Annotated in this window: 21 protein-coding genes; 7 read left to right on the forward strand and 14 right to left on the reverse strand. The window is 73.5% G+C overall.

The window, feature by feature from the left end:
- Positions 1–15 precede the first annotated feature (15 nt).
- Positions 16–1,266: a DUF3829 domain-containing protein gene (locus tag WMF12_RS05490; protein WP_437867690.1), complete on the reverse strand. Its 1,251-nt coding sequence runs from the start codon at positions 1,264–1,266 to the stop codon at positions 16–18.
- Positions 1,267–1,489: 223 nt separating this feature from the next.
- On the opposite strand from WMF12_RS05490, the gene WMF12_RS05495 reads away from it, so the two are divergent.
- The 3 genes from WMF12_RS05495 (at position 1,490) to recN (ending at position 6,698) form a co-directional block, all read left to right on the forward strand.
- On the forward strand, positions 1,490–2,302 hold the full coding sequence (locus WMF12_RS05495) for a hypothetical protein (protein WP_437867697.1): 813 nt from the start codon (positions 1,490–1,492) through the stop codon (positions 2,300–2,302).
- A gap of 228 nt (positions 2,303–2,530) precedes the next feature.
- Positions 2,531–4,966 carry a hypothetical protein gene (locus tag WMF12_RS05500; protein WP_437867701.1) on the forward strand — a complete coding sequence of 812 codons (2,436 nt, stop codon included), beginning with the start codon at positions 2,531–2,533 and terminating at the stop codon, positions 4,964–4,966.
- Positions 4,967–5,000: 34 nt separating this feature from the next.
- Entirely contained in the window at positions 5,001–6,698 is a 1,698-nt protein-coding gene (gene recN, locus WMF12_RS05505) for a DNA repair protein RecN (protein WP_437744561.1), read from the forward strand.
- A gap of 54 nt (positions 6,699–6,752) precedes the next feature.
- Here the strand turns inward: recN and WMF12_RS05510 are convergent, their stop codons facing one another.
- The 3 genes from WMF12_RS05510 to WMF12_RS05520 all read right to left on the reverse strand — a co-directional run bounded on the left by WMF12_RS05510 (position 6,753) and on the right by WMF12_RS05520 (position 9,846).
- The gene (locus WMF12_RS05510; RefSeq protein ID WP_437744562.1) at positions 6,753–8,285 is read right to left on the reverse strand and encodes an FAD-dependent thymidylate synthase; all 1,533 of its coding nucleotides are present in this window, start codon (positions 8,283–8,285) and stop codon (positions 6,753–6,755) included.
- A gap of 179 nt (positions 8,286–8,464) precedes the next feature.
- The gene (gene map, locus WMF12_RS05515) at positions 8,465–9,283 is read right to left on the reverse strand and encodes a type I methionyl aminopeptidase (RefSeq protein WP_437744563.1); all 819 of its coding nucleotides are present in this window, start codon (positions 9,281–9,283) and stop codon (positions 8,465–8,467) included.
- Entirely contained in the window at positions 9,280–9,846 is a 567-nt protein-coding gene (locus WMF12_RS05520; protein ID WP_437867730.1) for a cobalamin ABC transporter substrate-binding protein, read from the reverse strand. Before WMF12_RS05520 ends, map begins: the two co-directional genes overlap by 4 nt.
- Before the next feature lie 318 nt (positions 9,847–10,164).
- On the opposite strand from WMF12_RS05520, the gene WMF12_RS05525 reads away from it, so the two are divergent.
- Positions 10,165–11,019 carry a hypothetical protein gene (locus WMF12_RS05525; RefSeq protein WP_437867736.1) on the forward strand — a complete coding sequence of 285 codons (855 nt, stop codon included), beginning with the start codon at positions 10,165–10,167 and terminating at the stop codon, positions 11,017–11,019.
- A 209-nt stretch (positions 11,020–11,228) separates the two neighbouring features.
- Here WMF12_RS05525 and WMF12_RS05530 read toward each other — a convergent pair whose 3' ends face one another.
- The 10 genes from WMF12_RS05530 to WMF12_RS05575 form a co-directional block, all read right to left on the reverse strand.
- The gene (locus WMF12_RS05530; RefSeq protein ID WP_012233706.1) at positions 11,229–11,492 is read right to left on the reverse strand and encodes a NifU family protein; all 264 of its coding nucleotides are present in this window, start codon (positions 11,490–11,492) and stop codon (positions 11,229–11,231) included.
- Positions 11,493–11,628: 136 nt separating this feature from the next.
- Positions 11,629–12,510, reverse strand: coding sequence for a hypothetical protein (locus tag WMF12_RS05535; RefSeq protein WP_437867745.1), 882 nt, complete (start codon positions 12,508–12,510; stop codon positions 11,629–11,631).
- Positions 12,511–12,563: 53 nt separating this feature from the next.
- Positions 12,564–13,862, reverse strand: a complete 1,299-nt coding sequence (locus WMF12_RS05540; protein WP_437867750.1) for a hypothetical protein — start codon at positions 13,860–13,862, stop codon at positions 12,564–12,566.
- A complete protein-coding gene (locus tag WMF12_RS05545; protein ID WP_437867755.1) occupies positions 13,859–14,677 on the reverse strand; it encodes a hypothetical protein in 819 nt (272 codons plus the stop codon). The genes WMF12_RS05540 and WMF12_RS05545 overlap by 4 nt, the downstream gene beginning before the upstream one ends.
- An 80-nt stretch (positions 14,678–14,757) precedes the next feature.
- Positions 14,758–15,240: a serine/threonine protein kinase gene (locus WMF12_RS05550; RefSeq protein ID WP_437867758.1), complete on the reverse strand. Its 483-nt coding sequence runs from the start codon at positions 15,238–15,240 to the stop codon at positions 14,758–14,760.
- Positions 15,241–15,254: 14 nt separating this feature from the next.
- Positions 15,255–16,178: a DUF4349 domain-containing protein gene (locus WMF12_RS05555; protein WP_437867762.1), complete on the reverse strand. Its 924-nt coding sequence runs from the start codon at positions 16,176–16,178 to the stop codon at positions 15,255–15,257.
- An 84-nt stretch (positions 16,179–16,262) separates the two neighbouring features.
- Positions 16,263–16,814 carry a CDP-alcohol phosphatidyltransferase family protein gene (locus tag WMF12_RS05560; protein WP_437867771.1) on the reverse strand — a complete coding sequence of 184 codons (552 nt, stop codon included), beginning with the start codon at positions 16,812–16,814 and terminating at the stop codon, positions 16,263–16,265.
- Positions 16,815–16,971: 157 nt separating this feature from the next.
- The gene (locus WMF12_RS05565) at positions 16,972–17,406 is read right to left on the reverse strand and encodes a universal stress protein (RefSeq protein WP_437867782.1); all 435 of its coding nucleotides are present in this window, start codon (positions 17,404–17,406) and stop codon (positions 16,972–16,974) included.
- A 292-nt stretch (positions 17,407–17,698) separates the two neighbouring features.
- A complete protein-coding gene (locus WMF12_RS05570; RefSeq protein WP_437867787.1) occupies positions 17,699–18,148 on the reverse strand; it encodes a hypothetical protein in 450 nt (149 codons plus the stop codon).
- 7 nt (positions 18,149–18,155) lie between these two features.
- Positions 18,156–18,512: a DUF4398 domain-containing protein gene (locus WMF12_RS05575; RefSeq protein ID WP_437867793.1), complete on the reverse strand. Its 357-nt coding sequence runs from the start codon at positions 18,510–18,512 to the stop codon at positions 18,156–18,158.
- A 998-nt stretch (positions 18,513–19,510) separates the two neighbouring features.
- Between WMF12_RS05575 and WMF12_RS05580 the strand changes: the two genes are divergently transcribed.
- The 3 genes from WMF12_RS05580 (at position 19,511) to WMF12_RS05590 (ending at position 23,489) form a co-directional block, all read left to right on the forward strand.
- The gene (locus WMF12_RS05580; RefSeq protein ID WP_437867799.1) at positions 19,511–20,392 is read left to right on the forward strand and encodes a hypothetical protein; all 882 of its coding nucleotides are present in this window, start codon (positions 19,511–19,513) and stop codon (positions 20,390–20,392) included.
- Positions 20,393–20,600: 208 nt separating this feature from the next.
- A complete protein-coding gene (locus WMF12_RS05585) occupies positions 20,601–22,385 on the forward strand; it encodes a serine/threonine protein kinase (RefSeq protein WP_437867806.1) in 1,785 nt (594 codons plus the stop codon).
- A 135-nt stretch (positions 22,386–22,520) separates the two neighbouring features.
- Entirely contained in the window at positions 22,521–23,489 is a 969-nt protein-coding gene (locus WMF12_RS05590; RefSeq protein WP_437867812.1) for a DUF362 domain-containing protein, read from the forward strand.
- Position 23,490: the final 1 nt, after the last annotated feature.

Below are 23,490 nucleotides of genomic sequence, written 5' to 3' on the forward strand. Positions count from 1 at the left end.
GCGCGCCCGGGCGCGTCACTCCTTCTCGGGCTCGGGGGCGGCCGGCGCGGCCGGCGCGGCCGGCTGCGCGGTCCCGGCGGCCTCGCGCGTCGCCGCCTGGCTCTTCGCCATGAGCGAGCGGGAGAGCGCGCGGTGCTTCCCCTCGATCACCGACACGAAGCTCGTGACGACCGGCAGGAACAGGGCAGGGGAGGTGATCCCCTTGTCCGTCAGCTTGGGCTCGGCCGCCTTCACGTCGCGGATGAAGCCGGCGAGCGCGGGCTCCATGATCTTGGCCCACGGGTCGGTCTGGTGGGTCGAGCCGTACACCTTGAGCGCGGCCGCGGACGTCTCCAGCTTCTGGAGCGCGGTCTTCTCCGCCGCCGGATCGACGTTCTTGCTGGCGAGGATCAGCATGAGCGCCCGCGCGTCCTCGAGGGCCGTGATCGCCTCCTTCTGACCCTCGTCCGCCTTCGCGAGGTCGGGCAGGTGCGACGCGTGCCACGCGGACACCGCGAGGCCGAGCTTGTCGGAGTGCGCGTCGAGCTTCTGGAAGTCGGCGAGGAGCTTCGCGTGGAGCTCCTTGCCCTTCGCGAAGCTGTCCTTCTTGTACTCCTCGCGCTGGTAGTAGTTGGCCGCCGCGGCGATGTTCTTCGCCAGCTCGGTCGCGAACGGCGCGTACTCGGCGAGCGCGGCGTCGACGTCCGCCATGGCCGGCTCCTTGAGGCTGAGGGCGACGGTGCAGGCGCGCGCGTTGCGCTCGTGCGGCGCGCGCGCGCTGAAGTTGATCGGCCGGCGCTCGTCCGGCTTGCCAGGCGGGGTCGGCGCGCCCTTGGCGGCGGGGGCGCTGGTGCCGCCCGGCGCGGCGGCGGTGCCGGGCAGGCCGGTCGTCTTCGGCGCGGCGGCGGCGCCGGGCGCGGGCGGCTTCGCGGGGAGCGCGCCCTTCGCGGCGTCTCCGGCCTTCGCCTGATCGTCGTTGCCGAAGCTCGGGATCTTCTTCTCGCTGGGCTCATCCTTGCCGAGGCTCGCGAGGTACGCGTCGCGGGCCTGCTTCAGCGAGAGCGTCCCGAAGTAGCAGACGTCGACGCGGTACTCCTTCATCGACTGCGGGTCGACCTTCGCCATCGGCGACACGGGCGTCCGCAGGCTCGCCTTTCCCTTGTTCGTGTTCGCCGCCGCGGAGCTTGCCGGCTCCGGCTGGGGAGGGGGCGGGTCCTCCTTGCAGCCGGCGGCACCGCTGGCGACGAGCACGAGCGCGATAGAACAGAGAGACCTGACGGAAATCATTCGGTGTGCCTCCTCGGCTGGCGCAGGAACGGGCGCATCATGCCTAAGCCGGCGGCGCTTGCAACACCCGGCCAGGGGCGAGAACTTGCGGCCCTGGTCGGGAAAACCCCGCCCTCGGCCCAAAACACGCGACGCCGCTCGGTTCTTCCAGGCCTCCGCCGGGGCTATCCTCCCCCGGCCTCCGCTGTGGCTGACGAAACGTTCCGGGTCTAATGTCCGCCGCGTGAAGCTGCGAACCTTGACCCTGGACGAGCTGACCATCGACGACGAGCGCTCCTTCCGGCACGTCGCGCTCTACGACGATCTGAAGCAGGCACTCCGGCGCGACGGGTACCGCTTTCGCGTGCCCGAGGGCGAGGCGAGCTGGGATCGCGTCGTCTTCTTGAACCTGACGTTCTGGAGCCAGAGCGAGCAAGGCGACCTGATCGCCGGCGACCACCTCGCCGCCGACGTCGTCGCGCACGTCGCGTGGCACCACCTCGCCCACCGCGCGCTCACGGCGGCGGGCGCCGGCGCTCCGCCCAGCGCGGAGGCGCTCCTGCTCGCCGAGGCCATCGCCAGCGCGTTCGATCTGTACCTCGTCGGGCGCCTCCTTGGGCACGCCCCCAGCTCCGACTTCCTGGCCACGCAGGTGCCCGCGATGGCCGAGGCGGCCGAGGCGGCCGGCCTCTCCGACGCCGGGTTCGAGGCGCTCCTGGAGAGCGTGGCCGGGAACCCGGAGCGCGCCTTCGAGGACCTCCGCGCCCTGCTCTTCGACGTCACGACGGCGCTCGTGCGCTGCGATCGCCTGAGCCGCGCCGCGGAGATCCTCGCCGGCTTCGACGCCCACCGGTTCGCGCCGCTCCTCCACCACTACGAGCTGTCGAACTGGATCCTGTCGACCCGCGCTTCCGGGTCAGCCCCCGCCCCCGATCCGGTCGCGCGCGCCGTCGACACGGCGCTGCGGAGCGCGCCGGTGTCGCTGGACTGGTTGGAGCAACGCTGGGTGCGCCCGCCCGCGCCCCTGCCGGCGCTCGCCGGTGAGCCCTCCGCCTAGACGAATCCAGCGGGATCCGGCGGAATCCCGCGGCGCGGAGCCGGGCGGAGCGGGCGAGCCCGAGGACGACCGCCCTGGTCACCTGTGAAGAAGATTGCGCGTGCTGGCGAGCTGCGCGATTCTCTTCTCAAGGTGCAACTCGCCTGCTCTCTCTGCAGGACCTACGTGGAGATCGGTGTAGGACGCGAGATGCGTCCGTCCTTGCCGTTTGTCTGCAAGACGTGTCGCATGAAGAGCAAGCAGTCCGCGTCCGAGAGGGGTGAGCCACGGTCTTCCCCCTCGGGCGTTCCGAGCTCCGCGAGCGGACGCGACCGGCGAGAGCCGTCGAGCGAGCCGGAGCGCGCGAAGCCGTCCTCCGGGCGCCGCTCGGAGAGGGGGGCCGGGCTCTCGAGCGATGTGCTGGACGCCGAGACGACGCTCCCGGGCGCTGGCATCCAGCACCGGCTGGAGCCCGCGGGCGAGACGGAGCGGCGCGCGGCGCCGGAGGCGGCCGGGCGCAGGCGAGGGCTCACGCTCGCGGAGCGGATCGCGCAGCAGGAGCTGGACGTCGCGCCTGAGTCCAGCCCGAGGGCGCTGGATGCGTTCTACGCGGCGGCCGAGGCCTCGCTCGAGCACGCCGTCGTGACGCCGGACGGCGGGCTGGGGCCGCGTGAGGTCCCGGCGCGGCATCGCACGTTCGCCGGCCTCTCCTGGGACGACACGCCCCGCGGCGGCGCGGCGCCGACCGGCAGGAGCCCGTCCGCGCTCCCTCCCGCCGACTCGGATCCCGTCTCGATCCAGGACCTCGCGCAGATGCTCTCCCCGGGCGTCGAGCCGCCCTCGCTCTCGTTCGGCTCGCACGCCCTCGAGGAGGAGCGCGCGAGCCAGCCCGCGCCCGCCCCCGAACCCGCTGCCGTGCCCCGCGCGACCCCGCGCACGCCGGTCCCGGCGCGACCGCCGGCGCGGCGCGAGCAGCGCACAACGTCGCCGGTGGCGCGGCCGCGGACCGCTGCTGTCCCGCGCGCCGGCGGCTCCGCGCGGCCTATCGCGCCGCCGTCGGAGATGCCGCCGGCGCCGCTCTCCGAGATACCGTCGGCGCCGCTGTCCATCGACGAGGGCCGGCCGTCGTCGCACCGCTCGTCGCCCGAGCTCCGGCTCCAGGACGTGCAGGCGATGGCGGCGCTCGCCCCTCAGCCCATGCCGTCCGCGCGGCGCGCCCGGTCCGGTCCGAGCGCCGCGCAGCCCGCCGACGCCTCTCCGGCGGACCTCGCCTTGCTGGGTTCGCTCGCCCCGTCGCCGGCCGCAGGCCCGCCGCGCGCCGCCGAGGAGCAGCGGCGAGATCGCGCCAGGTCCAAGGCGGCCGAGGCGCAGGGCGCCGCAGGAGGGCCGCGGGATCAGGGGAGCGACGAGCGGCCGTCGCACGAGCCGATCGCGCTCACGAACCTCTCCCCGCGGTCGACCGCCCACGCGGCGGGCGACTGGCCCAGCCAGAGCGAGCCTCGCGGGCGCGCCGAGCGCAAGGAGACCTCGGGCCTGATCGACCTGCGCAGCATGGCGCCGCCGCCCGGCGAGGAGGGCGAGGCGCGCCGCAACGAGGACCGGGCCGATCACGAGATCCTGAGCATCAACAGCGGGCTGTTCGATGACGCCGCCGCTGGGCGGAGCTCGGACTCCTCGTTCCCCTCGCAGCCCGTCGAGCCCGAGCTCCTGGCCGTCGAGGGACACACGTCCTCCGGGGAAGAGACGCCGGTGCGCACCTCGATCACGGCCGGCTCCCTCGTGTCCGAGAAGCTGCGCTCCTTCTCGACGCCGGCATCGCGCCAGAACATGGCGCTCGCCGGCTGGGTGACCGTCGTCTTCATCGTGTTCGGCGCTGCGCTCTACCTCGCGCAGGCTCACGGCCGCTCGTCCAGCGCCGTGGCGACCCAGGGCGCGCCCGCGGGCAGCGGCGCGCTCGTTGCGGCGCCTCCCGAGGTGCCGCCTCCGTCGTCCGCCGCGGCGGCTCCCGCTGGCCAGACCGCCGACCGGGAGCCGTCCCTGGACGACGAGCCGGTCGCGGAGTCGCCGGCCGCCGCTCCCGGCCCTGCGGAGCAGGCGCTGGCCGCCTCCGCCGGCCCTGCCGGCGAGCCAGCTGCACCGCCGCAGCCCGTGCAGGCAGGGGCTGCTCCCGGGGCGGTACCCGAGCCGACCGCCGCGCCGGCGGCGAGCGCCGCGCCAGCAGCGACCGCCGCGCCGGCGGTGAACCCCGCGCCAGCGGCGACCGCTGCGCCGGCGGCGACCGCCGCGCCGCAGGCCAGCGAGAAGCCTGATGTACCCGAGCGCCCTGCCCGGGCCGCGGCGCCGAGCGAGCCCGAGCGCGTCAAGCCGGCGGGCAAGCAGCCGCCGCCGGCGCCGCTCCTTCCGGCGAAGGACGAGCCAGCGCGCTTCGATCAGAGCGCGGCGTCCAGCGTCCTCGCGTCCGCGGCGGCGGCCGCCGCCGGGTGCACCGGCGAGGGCCTCACCGGCACGGCCCGCGTGGCCGTCACCTTCGCGCCCACGGGGAAGGCCATGTCGGCGCGCGTGGAGGGGGGCGACCTGGTCGGGACCGCCACCGCCGGGTGCATCGCCGCTGCATTCCGCGACGTCGCGGTGCCGCCTTTCGAAGGAATTCCGGTCACCGTCATGAAGCAGGTGAAGATCCGCTGACGACGGGTCGAAAGCTTTCTATCCTCCCGCCGCTGTGCTGGTCGCGCTTCGGGTCAAGAACTTCATCCTGATGGACGCCCTCGAGCTCCGGCTCGAGCCCGGGTTCAACGTGCTCACCGGCGAGACGGGCGCGGGCAAGTCCATCGTCGTGGGCGCGCTCTCGCTGGTCCTCGGCGGCCGCGCGAGCGCCGAGCAGGTCCGCCCCGGCGCGGACGAGGCCGAGATCGAGGCGCTCTTCGACGTGCGCGGCTCCGATCGCGCGATGGCGATGCTCGACGCCGCCGGCATCGCGAGCGAGGGCGAGCTCGTGGTCCGCCGCGTGGTCCAGGCGACCGGCCGCTCGCGCGCCTACCTGAACGGCCGTCTCTGCACCGCGGGCGAGCTCCAGGCGCTCGCCCCGGAGCTCGCCGACGTCGCCTCGCAGCACGAGAGCGTCGCGCTGACCGATCCGTCGACGCACCTCGGCTACCTCGATCGCTTCGGCCGCCTCGTGCCTGCGCGCAGCGAGCTCGCGGCGGACGTCAGCGCGCTCGAGGCGCTCACCGCCGAGCTCAGGGCCGCCCGCGAGCTCGAGCGCGGCCGCGGCGAGCGCGAGGCGTTCCTCTCCTTCCAGCTCCAGGCCATCGACGCGCTGTCGCCGCGCCCCGGCGAGCTCGCCGATCTCGCGGCCGAGCGCAACCGGCTCCGCCACGCGGGCCGCCTGCACGACATCACGCGGCGCGCCGCGTCCCGCCTCGATCAAGGGGACGACGCGATGTGCGACGAGCTCGCGCGCCTCGCCTCGGAGCTCCGGGCGGCGGCGGAGATCGATCCAGCGCTCGACGATGTCGCCCGCGCGGTCGACGGCTGCTGGACGGAGCTCAGCGAGGCGGCCCGCCAGATCGCCCGTTACGCCGAGCGCGCGGAGGCCGACCCGGATCGCCTCTCCGAGATCGAGGATCGCATGTACCGCCTCGAGGGCCTGCTGCGGCAGCACGGCCCCACGCTCGACGACGTGCTCGCCGCGCGGGCGCGCCTCGCGGCCGAGCTGGAGCGCCTCTCGGGGGTCGAGAGCCACGTCGCGGAGCTCGAGCGGCGGCGCGACGTCTTGCTCGCCGTCGCCGCCGAGCGCGCCCGCAAGCTCTCGGCGAAGCGGCGGAAGGCCGGCGAGAAGCTCGGCGCCGCGATCTCCTCGGAGCTCGCCGATCTCGGCATGGGCGGGGCGCGGGTCGTCGTGGACATCGAGCCGCACGGCGGCGACCGCGCCGAGCTGGTCGTCGACGGCGCCCGCCTCGGCCAGGACGGGATCGACCGCGTCGAGTTCCTCATCTCGCCCAACAAGGGGATCGAGCCTCGCCCCCTGCGCCGCATCGCCTCGGGCGGCGAGCTCTCGCGCGCCCTGCTCGCCCTGAAGCGGGTGCTCGCGGAGTGCGGGCCCGCCGGGCTCTACGTCTTCGACGAGGTCGACAGCGGCGTCGGCGGCGCCGTCGCCGACAAGATCGGGCGCGCGATCGGCGACGTGGCGCGCCACCACCAGGTGCTTTGCATCACCCACCTCGCGCCCATCGCGGCGTTCGCCGGCGCTCACTTCGTCGTCGCCAAGGAGAACGCGGGCGGCATCGCCAAGAGCTCGGTCACGCGCGTCGACAAGAAGGACCGCATCGCCGAGGTAGCGCGGATGCTGTCGGGGGCGAAGGTCACCGGCGCGTCGCTCAGGGCCGCGACGGAGCTCATCGAAGCAGCGCGCCTATAGATCGACGGCGTACCCGAGGCGACGGTGTACCCGAGGCGGGGTGCGTGGGGCGGATCAGCTCCGCGCGAGCGCGTAGTCGTTCAGATCGACGCGGATCAGGTCCTTGAGCCAGGGGTGCACCGTGATCGCGGTGCGGTAGAGCCCCTGGGCCATGCGCCGGTAGCTCGTGTGCCCCTGCTTCGCCGAGCGGAGCTCGATGACGTGGAAGAGCTCGCGCAGGTTCAGCGTCCAGAGGGTCCTCACGCGGAAGCCGAGCGGCACCGCGTACTGCGACTCGAGGGGGTAGCGCTCCTCCATCGCGTTCCACGCGTCGCGCGCGGCGAGCATCGCGTCCTGGTAGGCCTCGGCGTGGCCGAGATCCGAGAGGGCCTGCGGCGTCTCGAAGCCGAGCCGGCAGGTGAGCCGCTGCGTCGCCGGCGTCAGCATCCTGTGGCGCTGCAGGTCGCGGTACGCGCCGTAGTCGAGCATCAGCTCGAAGGTCATCGTCGACGCCTCGAACGCGCGCGGCGGCGCGTCGTACGGGCCGCGCTTCTCGCACGCGGCCTTCGCGATCCCGATGAGCTCCGGCAGCGTCGCGCGGTGGAGCGCGTCGCCCAGGTTGTAGGCGTGCACGCCCGGATCGCTCCCGTCGTACGCGAGCGCGAGCGCGACGCGCTCCAGCGCGTCCTTGTCGTAGCGCACCAGCCGGACAGGCTGGTTGATCACCATCGTCGCGCTCACGCCCTCGTCCGGCGGCGTGTAGACCCGCTTCATCGCCGCGGCGACGCTGGCCTGCAGCGTCTGCCGGAGCTCGTTCGGCGCGGCGTACTTCACGAGCGTCGGGGTCACGGCGAGCGCCGCCGTGTGCATGTCGCGGGCGACCCTGCGCACCTCCTCGAGCGGGTGCGACAGCATCTTCGTGAGCAGGACCTCGAGCGCCCTCGCGTTCGCGGTGAGGCCGATGTTCGTCCGCGTCCCCGCCGGCAGGAGGCCGCGCAGGAGATCGCACGCCTGCGCGCGCAGCGCCCCCTTGTAGGCGGCGTCCGACATCTTCTCGGGCTTCGGCGAGCGCGCGCCGAGCCGCTCGGTCACCCTGGGGACGAGGTCGAGGTAGGTCGCGAAGAGCCGCTCGCTCGAGGCCTTGTATTTCGCGGCGTGCTCGGCGTCGAGCTCAGGCAGGTCGATGAACGAGTGCTGATCGAAGACCACGTAGCGCGTGCTCTTCTCCGTGTACGAGCCGAGCCGCAGGTCCTCGATCACCTTGGAGGCGACGATGCTGACGTTCTCGATCGCGAGGTGCACCACGGCGTGCTCGGCGACCGACGCGTGGCCGTAGCCCACGACCCATTTCTCGTGGAAGCTCCGCGCCTTGTCCGACGCGAACGCGAGGCCCCGGCGCGGACGGCCGTCGGCCTCCGGGGCGACGTCGAGCTCCTCGTCGCCGAGCAGGCGCGCCAGGTTGGTGCGCAGATCGTCCCGGCTGCGCGAGTAGTACGCGAACAGGACGGCGATGACTTCTTCCGGCAGACCCGACAGCGAGAAGACGTCGGCCGTCGGGCTCGACACATACGGCGCGATTCGGGCACGCGACGCTTCGTCCAAGGCCATGCACCTGCTTCTACTCCCAATCGCAGGCCGGACGGTCGACAAAACTCGGTTTCCGATCGACAGATCCGGGCCACGTCGACGCACCGCCGCGCAGGCCCTCGTGGCCGGGGCTGGCCGGCGCGCGCGGTCCGGGCGCGGCGCGCGTTCGGCGTTGTGCGCGTCGTCGAGCGCGCTCTGCGTCAGAGCGCTCGCGCCGCGGAGACGGCGAACGGATCGGGGAAGATCTCGCTGTTCGCGAGCGGCCGGCTGCGACGGGTCAGCACCTCGCAGCCGTTCCTCGTCACGACGATGGTGTGCTCGAACTGCGCCGACAGCGAGCGATCGGCCGTCAGCGCGGTCCACTTGTCTTCCTGGATCTCGACCTCGTAGGTGCCGAGGTTGATCATCGGCTCGATCGTGAAGCACATGCCGGCGCGGAGGCGGGCGCCGCTGCCGTACTTGCCGACGTGCGAGACCTGCGGCGCCTCGTGGAAGCGCCGCCCGATGCCGTGCCCGACGAAGGCCCGCACCACCGAGCAGCCCTCGCCCTCGGCGAATTCTTGGATGGCGGCCCCGATGTCGCCAAGGCGCGCCCCGTCCCGGACCTGGGCGATGCCGAGCTGCAGGCTGCGCCGGGACACCTCGGTCACGTGCTTCGCCTCGGCCGAGGGCTTGCCGATGTAGAAGGTCGCGGACGTGTCGCCGTAGAAGCCGTTGTAGATCGTGGTGACGTCCACGTTGATGATGTCACCCGGAACGAGGACGCGATCGCACGGGATGCCGTGGCAGACCACCTCGTTGATCGAGGTGCAGACGCTCTTCGGGAACCCGTGGTAGTTGAGCGGCGCGGGGTAGCCGCCGCGGCGGATCGTGTCCTCGTGGACGAAGGTGTTGATGTCCTCGGTGGTGATGCCGGCGCGGATCATCTCGCCGACGCCGAGGAGCGTCTCCGCAGCCATCTGTGAGGCCGTGCGGAGGGCGTCGACTTCTTTGACCGTCTTGATGCTCACGTTGCTCACGGCGCAGACAGCTCCCCGAGGACGACGGCCTCTTTGACGGCCGCGGCGACCTCCGCTGTATCAGGTGAAAGGTGCCAGTGGATCTCCGGCTCGCCGGCCTCGCCGGCGAAGCGCCGGATGAAGGCGATGAAGGTGAGCCCGCGGAGCCGCGCGTCGATCGCCTTCGCGACGCCGAACGCGCGGTTCTGCGGCCGGATGTGGAGCTCGAACGCCCGGTCCGGCGCCCGGGGTGTGGCCAGCGGAGGGTAGCCGACCTGGATCCCGAGGTGGTAGGTGCTCTGTTCGCCGATCGAGTCGACGGTCACCGTGTTGACGCGGACCCGCGCGACCACGTCTCCCGTCTGCGCCCTCTCGCGGAGGAACGGGTCGGATCTGGGCGAGGGGCCGTCCAGCGAGAAGCCCACGGCGGCAGGCTCGATGTTGTCGTCGAAGACCTCGCGCGCGCGCCCCTCCCATGGGGGCAGGCCGGCCTGTGGATCGACGGACGCCGCGGGGCGCTCGTGATCGGCGACGCAGCCGCCGGCGGGGCCAACGGTCGCCAGCGCGGCGAGCGCAAGGCGCAAAGGTGCAGCACCGGCGGCAGGGATCATCCTTGGGGCCAGAGCTCGTAGCACGTCAGCCGGTCCCTGTCAGGACCTGGCACACACCGGCGACAAGCGCTGTCGAGGCTGTTTTGCCCTCGTCGCGATCCGCCTCGCGCTCGCTCTCCATCGATCCGGCCGAGCGATCGTCCAACGGCGGTCGACCCCGCTCGGTGCGGAGAACCTATTCTCCTGTCCTACCGCAGGTGCTAGCGTTCTCCGGCTTGCCGGGCTGGGTTTCCTGGCTTTTGCGATTGCACAGAGCGCAGGGACAGGGCCTGCGCCGGCTGGAGGAGGAACATGAAAGCGAAGAGGCTCCTGGGAGCGGCGCTGGCTCTGGGGCTGGGCCTTGCGGCGATCACGAGTGCGACCGTGGCGGCTGCCCAGCAGAAGCGGGGGACGAGCGGGGCGCCTGCCGCGGCCCCTGCCAAGCCTGCCGATACGCCGGTGACGAAGAAGACGATCGCGCTGACGCCTCCGGGCATCGCCTGGGGGATGACCACCAAGCAGGTGGCGGCGGTCATCGACAAGATGCTCGATGAGGCGTACGTGCCGCGTTACAAGGTGATCTCGCCCGGCGTGAAGATGAGGGCGCTCGACGCGGAGCTCGCCGAGGAGAAGAGCGCGTTCCGCCGCAGCCGCATCGACTTCGGCGGGTTGCCGACCGGCATCGACGCGACGCCGCTCAAGGGTGAGTACACCTACCTCAACAAGGAATCGATGATGACGCTGACCCGCGAGAGCGGGAAGCGGTACTTCTTCTTCATCCAGGACAAGCTCTGGAAGATCATCGACGAGCACCCGCTGGGCGAGAAGGCCGCCCGCGGGAAGGACTATGCGTCCGCCGTGGTCAAGCTCGCGACGGCGTTCGGGGTGCCTGGCCGCGTGACGCCGCCTGCTCCGGACAAGGGCCGCTACGTCAACGAGGTCGACTGGAAGGACGCGGCCACGCACTTCCGTGCGATCGAGCGGAACGACTCCGAGATCGCGTTCGCCTACGAGGACCTGGTCACGCTGGGCAGCCTCGATTCGCTCCGCCCCAACAAGCCGGTCGACGCGAACGCCATCGACCCCGCCGTCGCCTCCGCCGTCCGCAAGGAAGAGCCCCCTCCCGCCCCGCCCCCCTCCGCCGACAAGCCCGGCAAGAAGAAGTAGCCCCACGACCCGCCGCGCCCCCGTCCGGCCCTCGTGTTAGCTCATCGCACCCTTTTTTCTTCTCTCCCCCTCCGTCCCAGTAGCCCGCCTGAGGCGGTCACCCGCACAGGAGACGGGTCCAGATCGGCGTTTTCGGCGCGCAAGCGCACTCCAGTGCGCTGAGCACCGAAAACGTCGAGATGGGCCCGTCTCCGCAGCGGGTGACCGCCTCAGGCCAGGGAGGCGCCGTCGGGGACACGCATGCCGTTCGTCACGATGACCCGCGCGGACGGCGCGACGGCGAGCACCGCTGGCTCGATCACCGCGCGCGCGGTGAGCATGGCCCCGGGGCAGCCCGAGCACGCGCCGGCCAGGTGGAGCGTCAGGTGATCGGGCTCGACGGCCACGATGTAGAGCTCACCGCCGTCGGCTCGGACGAGCGGCGCGATCACCTCGCGGCAAACCTTGAGAAGCTGATCGATGGAAGCCGGCATGGGGGTGAGCTCGGCAGCGCGAGCCCGTCGCCACAGCCTAGCACGGTAGCGCTCGATAAGGAGATCTCCCCCAGGCCCGCCGCCGGCCGTCACAGCACCCGGGCCGTAGCCAGGGGGACCGCCCCGGAGGGTGCGCTCAGAGCGTCGAGACGAGCGCGGCGACGCCGGCGTCCGCGGCGAGCTCCGGAACGCGCTGCGCCGCAGCGCCGAAGGTGCGGCCGGCGATCTCCACCGTGCCGCTCCAGGGGCCCGAGGCCGTCTTCACCGGCAGGTCCAGCTTCTCGAGCGCCTCGGTGTTGACGTCGGGCGTCACCGGTCCGCCGTACGCCTTCGCGCCCTTCCACGCGAAGACGTAGAGCAGCGGCGTCGACTTCAGCCCGTCCCGCTTGGCGATCTCGGCGATGTCGCGCTTGGCCGCCTCCTGCAGCCGGTACGCGTAGGCGCGGAACGACCAGCCCGTGACGAAGAGGCCTTGGAGCTCGCCGCCGCTCCGTGTGACCGGGTGCACGGCGACCCACTGGAGATCGGGGCCGTTCCTGACCCCGCGCATCTCCTGCATCTCCCCGAACGCCTCGACGACGCCGCTGCCCGGGGCCAGCACCTTCCTGAGCTCGGGGAACGAGGCCAGGACGGACCTGTTGGCGAGCATGTCCGGATCGGCCTCGCTGCGCAGCACCGTGCCGCTCGGATCGGCGAAAGAGAAGAAGGTGCTCTTCGCGAACTCGAGGTTCTTCACCGAGGCGCGCGCTCCCGCGATCGCCTTCTGGAGCCCGAGCAGGTTCGCGCCCGGGTCGGTGTCCACCAGCGCAGCGAGCTTCTGCGAGCCCGCGGGGAGGCCCGCCCGCACCTGGCCGACGTCCTCCGCGACGACCGGCGCGAGCTTGGCGCAGAGCTCCGCGGCGTGCTTCTGGGAGGTCTTGCCGTCTTCCTGACACGCGCTCCCGAGGGCGGCGGCCAGCGCACAGGCGAGCACGGCAGGCTTGCTTTCGCTTCGGGTGAAGGTGGAAGAGCGCATCATCGAGAACGACTCTCCGAGGCGAGCGGAGTTCCGGCGGCCGGGACCATCACGCCTCACAGGGTTTCCGGGGTTACAAAGATGATCTCGACCCGGGCGTTGCGGGCGCGCTCGCTGCCCCCCGGATCGACGACCGGGGACGCGGATCCCGCGAGGAACGGCGCGATGGACGGGCCCGCGGGCGCCCCCGCGGCGGCCGCACCTTGCGCCGGACCGAGGGCGCGGACGACGGCATCGGCCCGCGCCGCCCACGCGGGCTCTTCCCTGGCGCTGATCTCCCGGTCCGTGTGCACGACCACGGCCACGGGAAAGGAGGGGTGCGCCGTGGCGACCAGCGCGAGGTCGCGCAGGCGCGCCTCGCCGGCCTTCGTGAGGGCATTGCCGGCGAACAGCCCGCGAAGCGTGACAACGATGCCGCGATCGTCGCGGACGGGCGACCAGGTGCCTGCGGCCGAGAGCTCTGCGAGGAGCGCGTCACCAGCGCCAGGCGCGCGGGTCACCGGCGTGGCGGCGCGGCGCGCGGCCGTCAGCGCGGCGAGGCAGCCCGCCCTGGCGCGGGAAGCCTGGTCGATGGGCGCCGGGATGGCGCGGGTGGAGCCGCTCGCCTCGGCGAGCTCCGCGTCGAGCTTCTTGATCGCGGCGGTCGCCCCCTCGAGCTGCGTCGCGAGCTCGGCGCTGCCAGGCTGGGCGCTGCCGGGCTGGGGTCCGGCGGGGCTTGCGGCCGAGGGCTGCGCGCCGGCGGGGGTAGCGCCTGCGGGCTGGGGTCCGGCGGGGCTTGCGCTTGCGGGCTGCGAGCTGTCCTGCGGCGCCGGTGCGATCAGGAGGCGCGCCGCGCCGCACAGCAAGCGGGCCTGGAGCGCGAGCGAGCGCGCGGCGGCGAGGCGCGCCTTCTCGCGATCCGCATCGGCCTTGCCCGACGGGACCACGGGCTGCGCGTCCCGGGCGACCTTGGTCCGCATGTCGAGCGCGTCGACCTCGGCCGCGACGCGCGACTGCTCGGCCTCGAGGCCCGCGAGCGACGCCTCGCCCGCGGAGCGCTGCGCCTTCGCCTCGGTCTCGGCCGCCTCGGCCCGAGCCACCCGCGAGAGCGCGTGCGCGTGCGCGTGCGCCGCGATGGCCTGCTCGCCCAGGATCTGCGCCCCGGATCGATCCTCGCTCTCGAGCGCGGCGAGCGCGTCGCCGCGCAGCTTCTCCGCCCGCGCGAACGCGCCCGGCGCGTGCCGCTTCGACTCGGCGGCGGCCGCCCCCGCGCGGACGTGATCGAGCTCATCGAGCACCGCTGGCCGCGGGATCGGCGCGCACGCGCCGAGGAGCACCCCCGCGACGGCGATCCCTGCGAGGCGACGCGCGCTCAAGGCGTGCCCTCCTGGCCCACCGGAGCCGTCGCCTTGCCGGCGCCGCCCTTGGGCCCGGCGCCTGGGGCCGCGGTGGGCGCCCGCTCGGCCCCCCGCGTCGCGGGCGTCGCCTCCTTGGGCGCCGCCCCTCTCTTGCCGGCCTCGATCCGCTGCGCTTCGACGTTCGCCGCAGCCCTGGTCGCCTCGCGCGCCTCGGCCTCGATCCGCTCGAGCTCCGCCGCGGCGCGGCCTCGCCGCGCCTGCGTCTCTTCGAGCAGCGCGCGCGCCCGCTCGAGCTTCGTCTCGACCTCGCGCGCGCGCTTCGCGGCCTCCACGGTCGCCGCCTCCGCCGCGGCGGCGCGCAGCAGCGTCCTCGCCGCCTCCGCCCACTCGAGGGCCACGGCGTCGAGCTGCCGCGCGTGCGTCGCGTCGCCCGTGGCGCGCGCGCCGTGAGCGCGCTGGAGCGCGCGCTTCGCGTGCGCCATCGGCTCGGCCACGACCTTCGCGGCGCTCGGCGAAGGCCCGCTCGCCGCGCTCGGCGCGACGCGCGGCGCCCCGACAGCGGTCTCCTCGCCGTCGGCGGCCTTCTCGCCGTCGGCTGCCTTCTCGCCGGCGACGGCTGCGGGCGGGGGCGCGACGCGGCCCTCGATCTCGCGGAGGATCTGCGCCGCCTTGGCGCCGTCGCCGGGGGGCGGCGCGGGCACCGTGGCGAGCGGCTTCTCTCCTCCGCCGTGCGCCAGGGCGTCGGCGCTGCCGAGCGTGGCCGCGAGGGCGAGGAGCAGCGCCTGGCTCGACCGGCGCTGCCGCGCGTCACAGGGAATGGGGCGGGAACGCACGTCCGCCAGGTAGCAAACAGGGCTTCCGCGAGCAAGCGCAGCGGCCGCAGGGGCGCGCCGGCCGACGCGGGCAGCGCGCGTCACTCCGGCAGGAAGTTGCGGATGGCCCAGTCGATCTGCTGCTGATGCCGCTCGACCAGCGCCTTCGCTCCGCCTGCCTCGTGGAGGAAGACGCGATCGTCGTCGACGAAGACGGTGAGGTAATAAAGGTGCGCTTCCTTCCCCTCGTCGTGCCCGAAGCGCAGCTGGACGCCCGGCAGGCCGTTCCGGGCCTTCACGTCGGTCTTGCCGAGCAGCGCGTAGCCGCCGCCCTCGCGCAACCGCTTCTCGATCACGCGGGACCAGAAGGCGAGGTCGCCCTTCGGATCGTTCTCGAACGCACGGATCCCGATCACCAGCCCCTCGGCGGTGGTCGCGCGGTACTCGTCGTCGCCGTAGCGATCGTCGAGATCGACGAACCCCGGCGGGGTCGCGGGGACGAAGGGCCGGCCGCAGGCGAGCAGCGCCGCCGCGCCGGTGAGCGTGGCGACGAGGGCGAAGGCGTGGCGAAGGGAGTGGTTCATCGGAGGCGCCCGGTTCACAGGTTGAGGAGCCGCGAGAGGCCGAGCTCGTTGAGCCAGTCGATGGGGAGCCGCGGTCCCGACGGGGCGAGGGTCTCCGTCGAGCGCGGCTGGAAGGTCACGGTGAGGGTCGAGAACGCGACCCGATCGCGCAGGAACTTGAGCCGCCCCTCGAGGCGCTCGAGCTCGCTGGAGACGCGCGCGAGCTCGCGCTCCAGCTGGATCGACTCCTCGACCTTGGCGGCCTTCTCGAGGAGCTTCTCCAGGCGATCGCGCACGGCCCGCGCGTTCCGGATGCGAATGGCGAGATCGAAGAACTCCTCGGTCACGTCCTCGGCGACCACGTTGCGCTGGAGGATGTCGCCGAACCCCTCCAGGCGCTTCAGCGCCTCGTCGAACCGGGCGGCGGGGACGCGGATCGTGATCGTCCGGTCGTCGCGGCGGGCGAGGAAGCCGCCGAGATCCCGCGCGAGCGCCTCGACCTTGCCGAGCGACGCGCCCACCTCGAACACCGCCATCCCGATCTCCGCCGTGTAGACGAGGAGGGGCGCGCGCGCCGCGCTCACCTCGCCGGCGGCCTGGGGCGCGGCCTGCGGTGCGGCGCCGGACGAGGTCGGCGTCGGCTGCGGCGTGGCGGCGGTCGGCGCCGGCCTCGCCATCGGGGGCTGAGCGCCGCCGCCGGGGGCCGGCGGCGGCGCAGCCTTGGCGAAATCCGCCGCCGCCGACACCTCGGCATCGTACGACTCCTCGCGCACCGACCCCGAGCGCGTCGACTCGCCGGCCGTCTGCATGACTCCAGGAGGCATCCCTGCCATCGGGGCCGGCGCCGCTCCGTACGCCGGCGAGCTGGAGGCGTCGCGCGCGGCCGACGGGGCGGAGCTGCAGGCGGCAGGGCCGGCGAGCGAGGCAAGGAGAGCCCAGACGGGCAGCGTTCTTCGCATGGTTCCTCGGAGCATGGAGCCGGTGGCAGACGCTCAACGCGCCGCCTGGGCCGACCTTACACCAGGAGCGCCTCCAGGCGGCACCTACGCCGCGCCGGGCGCGCGGCGGAGCTGGCGCGCCCAGTACGAGACGCCCGCGGCCGCGCCCGCGATCGCCGACGCGGCGAGCATCGCGGGCAGCGCCGAGGGGAGCGCGATCGCGGTGAAGACCGCCGCGAACTGCACCACCGTCGCGAGCTTGCCAGGGATGTTGGCGCTCGCCGCCGACAGGCGCGCGCCCTGGAAGCGGCGGCTCACCGCGATCCAGAGCGCGAGCGGCAGCTCGAGGAGCTCGCGGGCCAGCAGCGCCGGGATGCCCCAGAGGGGGAGCGCGCCGCTCTCGAGGAGCGTGCCCACCACCGCGAGCGCGAACACCTTGTCCGCGATCGGGTCGACGATCGCCCCGGTGGGCGTCACCTGACCGGAGCGGCGGGCCAGCCAGCCGTCGAGCACGTCCGTCAGGCCTGCGCAGCAGAGGACGGCGAGGGCGAGCGCAGGCCGCGTGGCCACGATCGGGAACAGGGCCGCCAGCGGCAGCCGGGCCAGGCTCACGAGGTTCGGCGGAAGCGCGAGATCGCGCGGACACAGGGGCGACATGCGAGGAACTCCACGCGCCGCATGCGACGCAGAAGCCGGGGCCCTGACCCACGTCGAGCGCGGCCGAGCCCGCCCTAACCCAGTCGAGCGCGGCCCTGCCCGCCGCGCCCCGGCCGGCAGCCGCGCCGGCCCGCCCACCGCGAGGCGCCGCGGACGATCAGCTGGCCACGCGCACCGTGAGCACGGGGACGTTGCTCTTCCGGATCACCTGCTCGGCGACGCTCCCGAGGAAGAGGTGCGAGATCCCCCGGCGGCCGTGCGTGCCCATGACGATCATCGCCGCCGCCTGCTCGTCGGCGGCGGCGAGGATCTCGGTCGCAGGGTCGCCCTCGCGCAGCGCCGTCGAGAGTCCCCCTGTCTGCGCCGAGAGCTGCTGGACCGCGCGCGACGCGGCGGCGCTCACCTCGGCGTGGAACCCGGGCATCAGCGCCGGCTCGAGCCCGGGGTACGTGTAGACCGGGAGCTGGTAGACGTGCAGCAGCACGACCCGGTGCCCGAGCCTCGCGCCGAGATCCTTCGCGAGCTCGATCGCCTTCATCGAGGCCGCCTCGAAGTCGACGGGCACCAGTATCACGTTCGCGCCTTCCTTCATCGCGCTCTCCTCGCACGCGGGACCGGGTGTCCCGTCGAACTTCGAACTTCGACCGACGCTGACCTCCGGGACGCTTTCGATGCCGGCGGAGGCGCGTCGCGCGCATCTTGGATCCAAAAATCGGCCACTCCCAGGAGAAACTGTTCGATGGAAGCCGCGCCGACGCCCTGGGCGGTACGCGGCGCGCGGGGGCGCTCGGGCCGATCCGCCCGGATCCCGGCGGCAAATCAGGCTTCGCGCGGGCGCGCAGCGATGAGCGCGACGGCGTGGCAGCGCAGGAGCGCGGCCGCGATCACCTGGTGGACTGCTGGGGCCGCGTGCGCGCGCCGTCGAGCGCGACGCCGCGACCGACATCGTCGGCAGGGTCGGGCGCCGCGGGCTCAGGCTCGCCGCCGGGGCGTGCGCGCGGCTCCGCGGCGCGCTGGCTCTGCCGCGCGCGCACGAGCGCGCTCTGGTTCGCGCGCACGAGCGAGGACAGCAGCGAGCACTGCGCCCTCCGCCGCGCGACGTAGGCCGCGTCGCGCGCGACCGTCGAGCGCGGGCGCTCGCGCTCCACGCGCTCGGCGATCGCGAGCGCCTCCTCCGCCTGCCTCAGCTCGGCGATCGCGAGCGGCGAGAGCGGGTTGTCCTGCGCCTGCACGACGGCGGCGCGCGCCGTCAGCAGCTCGGGCGGCGGCGCGGCCGCGCGCGTCGCGCAGCCCGCGAGCGCGAGCGCCATGGCGAGCGGGGCTCCGGCGCGCACGCGGGCCCTACTCCTTCCCCTCGGCGAGCGTGCTCGCCTGGTCCAGCGTGCGGCCCGCGGCGTCGCGCAGCCCCGCTTCCCTCACGAGGAGCGCCGCGAGCTCCGCGTCGACCTCGGCCCGCCGCAGCAGCCAGCGCGCGCCCTCCACGTCGCCCACCGAGATCCGCCGCCGCGCCCGCGCGAGCTCGCTCCTCGCCAGCGCGAGGTGCATGGCCGCGCGCCGGTCGGCGCTCGCGCCCTCCCGCTCGGCCGCGCGGATCGCCGCCCGGGAGCGGGCGAGCTCGGGCGGCGACGCCGGCGGCCTGAACGCGGCGCACCCGGCGAGCTCCAGACAGGCGATCACGAGCGCGGTTCTGGCGAGCATTTGCGTGGATTCCCGATCTCGCGGCGCCGGTGGCACCGTCGCTCCCGGCGGCGCGCCTGGGATCGCGCTGTGCATCGGGCAGGCCAGCCTGGCCGGCGCGATCCGTGCGCGCGAGCTGCTCGCTGCCCGCGGACGAGCCGGGCTGATCTGGCCCATGGCCCCGGGCGCCGTGCTCCTCGCCGATGGCAGGGTCCTGGTCGTCCGCTGCTGGTCCGATCCTCGGCGCGATGCCTCTGCCGTCAGCTCCACGAGCCGGGGAGCGACACGTGGTCGCTGGTGCCGTCCCTCGAGGAGGAGCCCGGAGTCGCCGGCGGCGGCGCCGCCGGAGCATCACCGGCTTCTTGCTCTTCCGGGGCACGCGACCGCTGCGACGACCTCTCCTGTCGCCTCTGCCCATTGCGCAATGGATTGCGCTGTTGCGCATCCGATGACGGCGCCTGAGCCCCCCGCGTGTGACCTCTTGTCGCGGGCGACGCCCCGGAATCGACAGCCCTCGTTGCAATGATCCACAAGGACCATCCGAGCGAATCGGCAGCGATGGTCATGCCGCTGTTCGTCGAGCGGCGCCAGGGACATGGAAATGAGGGGCAGGGACAGGGATCAGGCCGACAGGGACAAGCGACAGCGTCGACCTCGACCGGCGGTGTTCTCGCCAGGGACACGGAGATCGTCGCCAGGGACACGGAGATCGTCGCCAGAGACACGTCGTGAAGCGCCAGGGACACGTCGTGAAGCGCCAGGGACACCCCGGAGCGTCTTCGCGTGTCCCTGGCGCCGTGTCGTCCAGGCACGGGACGTGGATCCCTGTCGCCCTGCCGCGAAGCTCCCGCATCTCGCGCGCTTCATGACCCGCTCTCGGCGGCTCGTGGTGCGAGAGGGCGGGAGTCTCGGGCTCAGGTCCTTGTGGAGGGGAGTCCGAGCCAGGGCTCTCCGGAATGGATGCCCGGGATTGCCGCTCCGGACGGGGTGTCCGGCGCCGCAACCCAGGGGAGGTCGAGATGGCGAAGAAGATGAGCGATATCGAGCGGTGGTCGGACGTCGTCCAGCAGATGAGCGCCGGCAATCTCCCGGCGATCACGGTGCCCTTGCACGTGCTCTTCGGGGAGGCGGTCGACGTGGCGCGGTTCTGCGACAAGTACTGGAAGACACAGGTCGATGCCCAGAAGCGGGTGACCCGCCTGGGCCTCGAGTCGGCGGTCCCGAAGGACGGCAAGAAGGGGGACGCCGCGCGCCTCGGGCCGAGGACGGCAGAAGAGATCCTCTCGCTGCAGCGCGCCACGCAGGAGGCACAGACGCGGTATCTCCTGACCGTCGAGAAGAACGAGAGCCCCCGCGAGCGCGGGAAGTTCTTGCTGGGGGAGATCTCGGCGACGCTGCGCTTCTACTTCGACGACGGCGTGGACGACGCGAAGGACGAGATGCTCGCCCGCATCGACGCGGCGCACGCGGAGGATCCCGACACGGCCGACGCCCTGGCGAGCGCGCTCGACGACTACGCGCTGCTCGGGGAGAAGCACCGCGACGCGCTCGACGGGCTCGGCGGCTTCGACGCGGCCCACCTCGACGAGGCGCGCGCCGTGGCGGCCGAGCTGCGGAGCCGGCCGGCGCAGGCGGAGGCGATCTCCAGGCAGGCGCAGGACGCGCTGCTGCTCCGCAACAAGCTGGCGGCGCTGCTCGTCGAGCGCATGGGCCTCGTCCGGAACGCGGCGCGCTTCGTGTTCCGTGGCCAGCCCGAGATCGTGCGCGAGGTGACGAGCGCGTACGAGCGCCGCAAGCGCGCGGCGGCCCGGCGGGCCAAGGCGACGGCGGCCCCCTCGCCGGCAACACCAGCGCCGGCGGCGCCTTCGCCAGCGGCGCCGGAGATGCCGCTGGAGGGCTGAGCGGCAGGCGAGGGGCTCGCCTCGCCGCGGCAAGCGATCCAGAGCGCGAGGCCGGGGCACAGTCCACACACCGGCGGCGCAACGGCGCGAACGGGTGAGCCCCCCGGCGCCTCCGCCAGCCCTCTCGAATAAACGCCCCGCGCCGGCCGTCTTCCGTCCGCCGGCTTCTTTCTCAGCGCTCGCTGCTTCCGCTACTCTGGCAATCGCTGTGCCGCCCGTCGACCCCAACCTCCGCACCACGATCGTCCACGCGTTCGCCGTCACGGTGGCGGATCCGTCCAGCCTGGTGCGCACCACGTCGCGCGGCGGGAGCGACGACCCCGCGAGGAGCAGCAGCCGCGGCCCCTCGATCCTCCCCGAGGTCGGCCAGATCGTCGGCGGGCTCTACCGCCTGGGGCGCCTCCTTGGGCAGGGCATGTTCGGCAAGGTGTACGTCGCCCAGCGGATCGACGTCCCCGAGCACCAGGTCGCCCTGAAGCTCATGCCCCGCTCGCTGTACGCGATGCGGAACGTCGAGCGAGAGCTCGTCATGCTCGCGACCGTCGGGCACCCGCACGTCGTCCAGCTGAAGGACCACGGCATGAACGCCGACTACGTGTGGCTCACCATGCCGGTCTACGAGGGCGAGACCCTCGCCCAGCGCCTCGAGCGCAGCCCCCTCGCCCTGCGCGAGGCGCACGACATCTTCCTCGCCGTCGCGCGCGGGCTCGAGGCGCTCCACGCCGCCGGGCTCCGGCACCAGGACGTCAAGCCCGACAACATCTTCCTCGCCAGGTTCGCCGGCCGCGTCCACCCCATCCTGCTCGACCTGGGCGTGGCCGCGGAGCGAGAGGCCTCCTTCTGCGCCGGCACCGCGCTCTACGCCTCGCCCGAGCAGCTCCGGGCGCTGAACGGGTTCCCCGGCGCCGTGCCGCTCTCCGAGAAGATGGACACGTACGGGCTCGCCACGACCCTGCTCTACTCGCTCGTGAACCCCAGGGACTTCCCGGGCGAGTCCGCGCAGAGCCGCACCGAGCTCGCCGAGGCGCACGACGTCCGCGCCGACAAGCCGCTCGCCGACAACGCGTTGCCAGACCTCACCGGGCGCCCGCGCGAGATGTTCCAGGCCGCGCTCAGGCGATGGCTCGCGATCGATCCGAACGAGCGCCCGTCGATGACCCAGCTCGCCGAGGAGCTCGACGTGCTGCTCGAGCCGGAGCGCGAGGCGGAGCGCGAGGCGGAGCGGCTGCGGATCAGGCAGAAGACGTCCTACCTGCGCGCGCGGATCGCGGCCGGCGCGATGACCCTCGTGGGCTGCGCGGTCGTGCTGCTCGGCTTCTCGAAGCGCGAGACCCTGCGGCTCGCGAACGAGCTCGAGCAGGCCCGCCAGCGGGGCGCCGAGTCGTTCGACAAGCTCGACACCTGCGTCGCCAGCCACCAGATCGCCCAGTCCGAGGCGATCGCGTGCCGCGGCGCCCGCGATCAGGATCGCGCGGAGTTCAACGCGACGCTGGCCACCCTCCAGAAGAGCGGCTCCACGTCGGAGGCGGAGCACGCCCGCGAGATCCAGGTGCTGCACGCGACCCAGGCGGCGCGCCTCAAGACCTGCGAGGACAGCGCAGCGGCCGCGCAGAAGGCGGCCATGGACGAGCGCGAGCGGCTCGCCGAGGTCGAGAAGGCGCGCGCCGCCGTCACCGCCGAGCGCGACGAGGCCAGGGCGCTCGCCGACCAGCGCTCGGCGGAGCTCGCCAACGCGGCGCAGCTGCGGGCCGCGTGCGACGCGGAGCGCGCCAGCTGTTTTGCAGAGCGCGATCGCCTGAAGGCCGACCCGTACGAGCCGGACGAGCCCGCCGCCCCGCCGCCCTCGCCGCCTGCGCACGCGCCGCCCGCCGCGAGCGGCGCGCCGCCGCAAGCGCCGCAGGCGCCGCAGCCGGCGAGCACGGGCGCTTCCCCCGCCGCAGGCGCTCCGGCGACGCCGGCGGCCCCGGCGACGTCCGCCGCGGCTCCTCCTTGATCGCCGTTGCTGGAAGCGCCGGGAGGCGGCGCACATCGCTGCCGCCAGGCCACCTCTGCTTGTGGCGACCGCCCGGGGAGGCTATCCGTAGGTCCAGGGAAGGCGAGGGCCATGGGTGACATTTCTCGACGTGAAATGCTGCGTCGGCTGAGTGCGGCGGGCCTCGTCCTCGGGGGCGCGGGGGGGCTCGCGGCGGTCCGGTGGGACCGCGGCGGCAGCGCCGCCGTCGCCGCCGAGCGCCAGCAGACGCGGGACTACCGGCTCCGCGACGCGCCCGCAGGGGTGCCGGAGCTCGTCGTCGCCCGCGCCGGCGCCGAGGCGCTCGCCGCGGGCGCCCCGGACCCGGCCGCCCTGGTCCGGAAGGCGGTCGACGCGCTCGGCGGGATGCGCCGCTTCATCTCGCGCGGCGACGTCGTGGTCGTGAAGCCGAACATCGGCTGGGATCGCACGCCGATCCACGCGGCCAACACGAACCCCAAGGTCGTGGCCGAGGTGGTGCGCCTCGCCTACGACGCCGGCGCCAAGACCGTCATCGTGACGGACGCCTCGTGCAACGAGCCGAACCGCTGCTTCCAGCGCTCCGGCATCTGGAAGGCCGCCTACGACGTCGGCGGGGAGGTCGTCATCCCCGCGGCGCACCGCTTCCGCGGCATGCGCCTGAAGGGCGAGGTGCTCGACGACTGGCCCGTCTACACGCCGCTGGTCAACGCGGACAAGGTCATCAACGTCCCCATCGCGAAGCACCACAACCTGTCCAGGTACACCGGCGCGATGAAGAACTGGTACGGGGCGCTCGGCGGCCGGCGCAACCGCCTCCACCAGAACATCGACGTGTCGATCGCCGATCTCGCGACGTTCATCCAGCCCACGCTCACCATCGTGGACGCCGTCCGCGTCCTCATGCGCAACGGGCCGCAGGGCGGGAACGTCGCCGACGCGAAGGACATGCACACCGTGATCGCGACGACCGATCAGGTCGCCGCCGACGCGTACGGCTGCCAGCTCATCGGCCGCAAGCCGGAGGAGATCCCGTACCTGAAGATGGGCCACGACCGGGGCCTGGGCACAATGCACTGGCAGAACCTGCGGCTCGCCGAGGTGTAGT

This window comes from Sorangium sp. So ce363, from assembly GCF_051520435.1.
In the GTDB taxonomy this organism is placed as follows: Bacteria; Myxococcota_A; Polyangia; order Polyangiales; family Polyangiaceae; genus Sorangium; species Sorangium cellulosum_B.

Coding starts and splice junctions, on each gene's coding strand:
- WMF12_RS05490 (WP_437867690.1), bottom strand. CDS start 1,266: ATGATTTCCGTCAGGTCTCTCTGTTCTATCGCGCTCGTGCTCGTCGCC.
- WMF12_RS05500 (WP_437867701.1), top strand. CDS start 2,531: ATGAAGAGCAAGCAGTCCGCGTCCGAGAGGGGTGAGCCACGGTCTTCC.
- WMF12_RS05510 (WP_437744562.1), bottom strand. CDS start 8,285: ATGGCCTTGGACGAAGCGTCGCGTGCCCGAATCGCGCCGTATGTGTCG.
- WMF12_RS05525 (WP_437867736.1), top strand. CDS start 10,165: ATGAAAGCGAAGAGGCTCCTGGGAGCGGCGCTGGCTCTGGGGCTGGGC.
- WMF12_RS05530 (WP_012233706.1), bottom strand. CDS start 11,492: ATGCCGGCTTCCATCGATCAGCTTCTCAAGGTTTGCCGCGAGGTGATC.
- WMF12_RS05535 (WP_437867745.1), bottom strand. CDS start 12,510: ATGATGCGCTCTTCCACCTTCACCCGAAGCGAAAGCAAGCCTGCCGTG.
- WMF12_RS05550 (WP_437867758.1), bottom strand. CDS start 15,240: ATGAACCACTCCCTTCGCCACGCCTTCGCCCTCGTCGCCACGCTCACC.
- WMF12_RS05555 (WP_437867762.1), bottom strand. CDS start 16,178: ATGCGAAGAACGCTGCCCGTCTGGGCTCTCCTTGCCTCGCTCGCCGGC.
- WMF12_RS05560 (WP_437867771.1), bottom strand. CDS start 16,814: ATGTCGCCCCTGTGTCCGCGCGATCTCGCGCTTCCGCCGAACCTCGTG.
- WMF12_RS05565 (WP_437867782.1), bottom strand. CDS start 17,406: ATGAAGGAAGGCGCGAACGTGATACTGGTGCCCGTCGACTTCGAGGCG.
- WMF12_RS05575 (WP_437867793.1), bottom strand. CDS start 18,512: ATGCTCGCCAGAACCGCGCTCGTGATCGCCTGTCTGGAGCTCGCCGGG.
- WMF12_RS05580 (WP_437867799.1), top strand. CDS start 19,511: ATGGCGAAGAAGATGAGCGATATCGAGCGGTGGTCGGACGTCGTCCAG.
- WMF12_RS05590 (WP_437867812.1), top strand. CDS start 22,521: ATGCTGCGTCGGCTGAGTGCGGCGGGCCTCGTCCTCGGGGGCGCGGGG.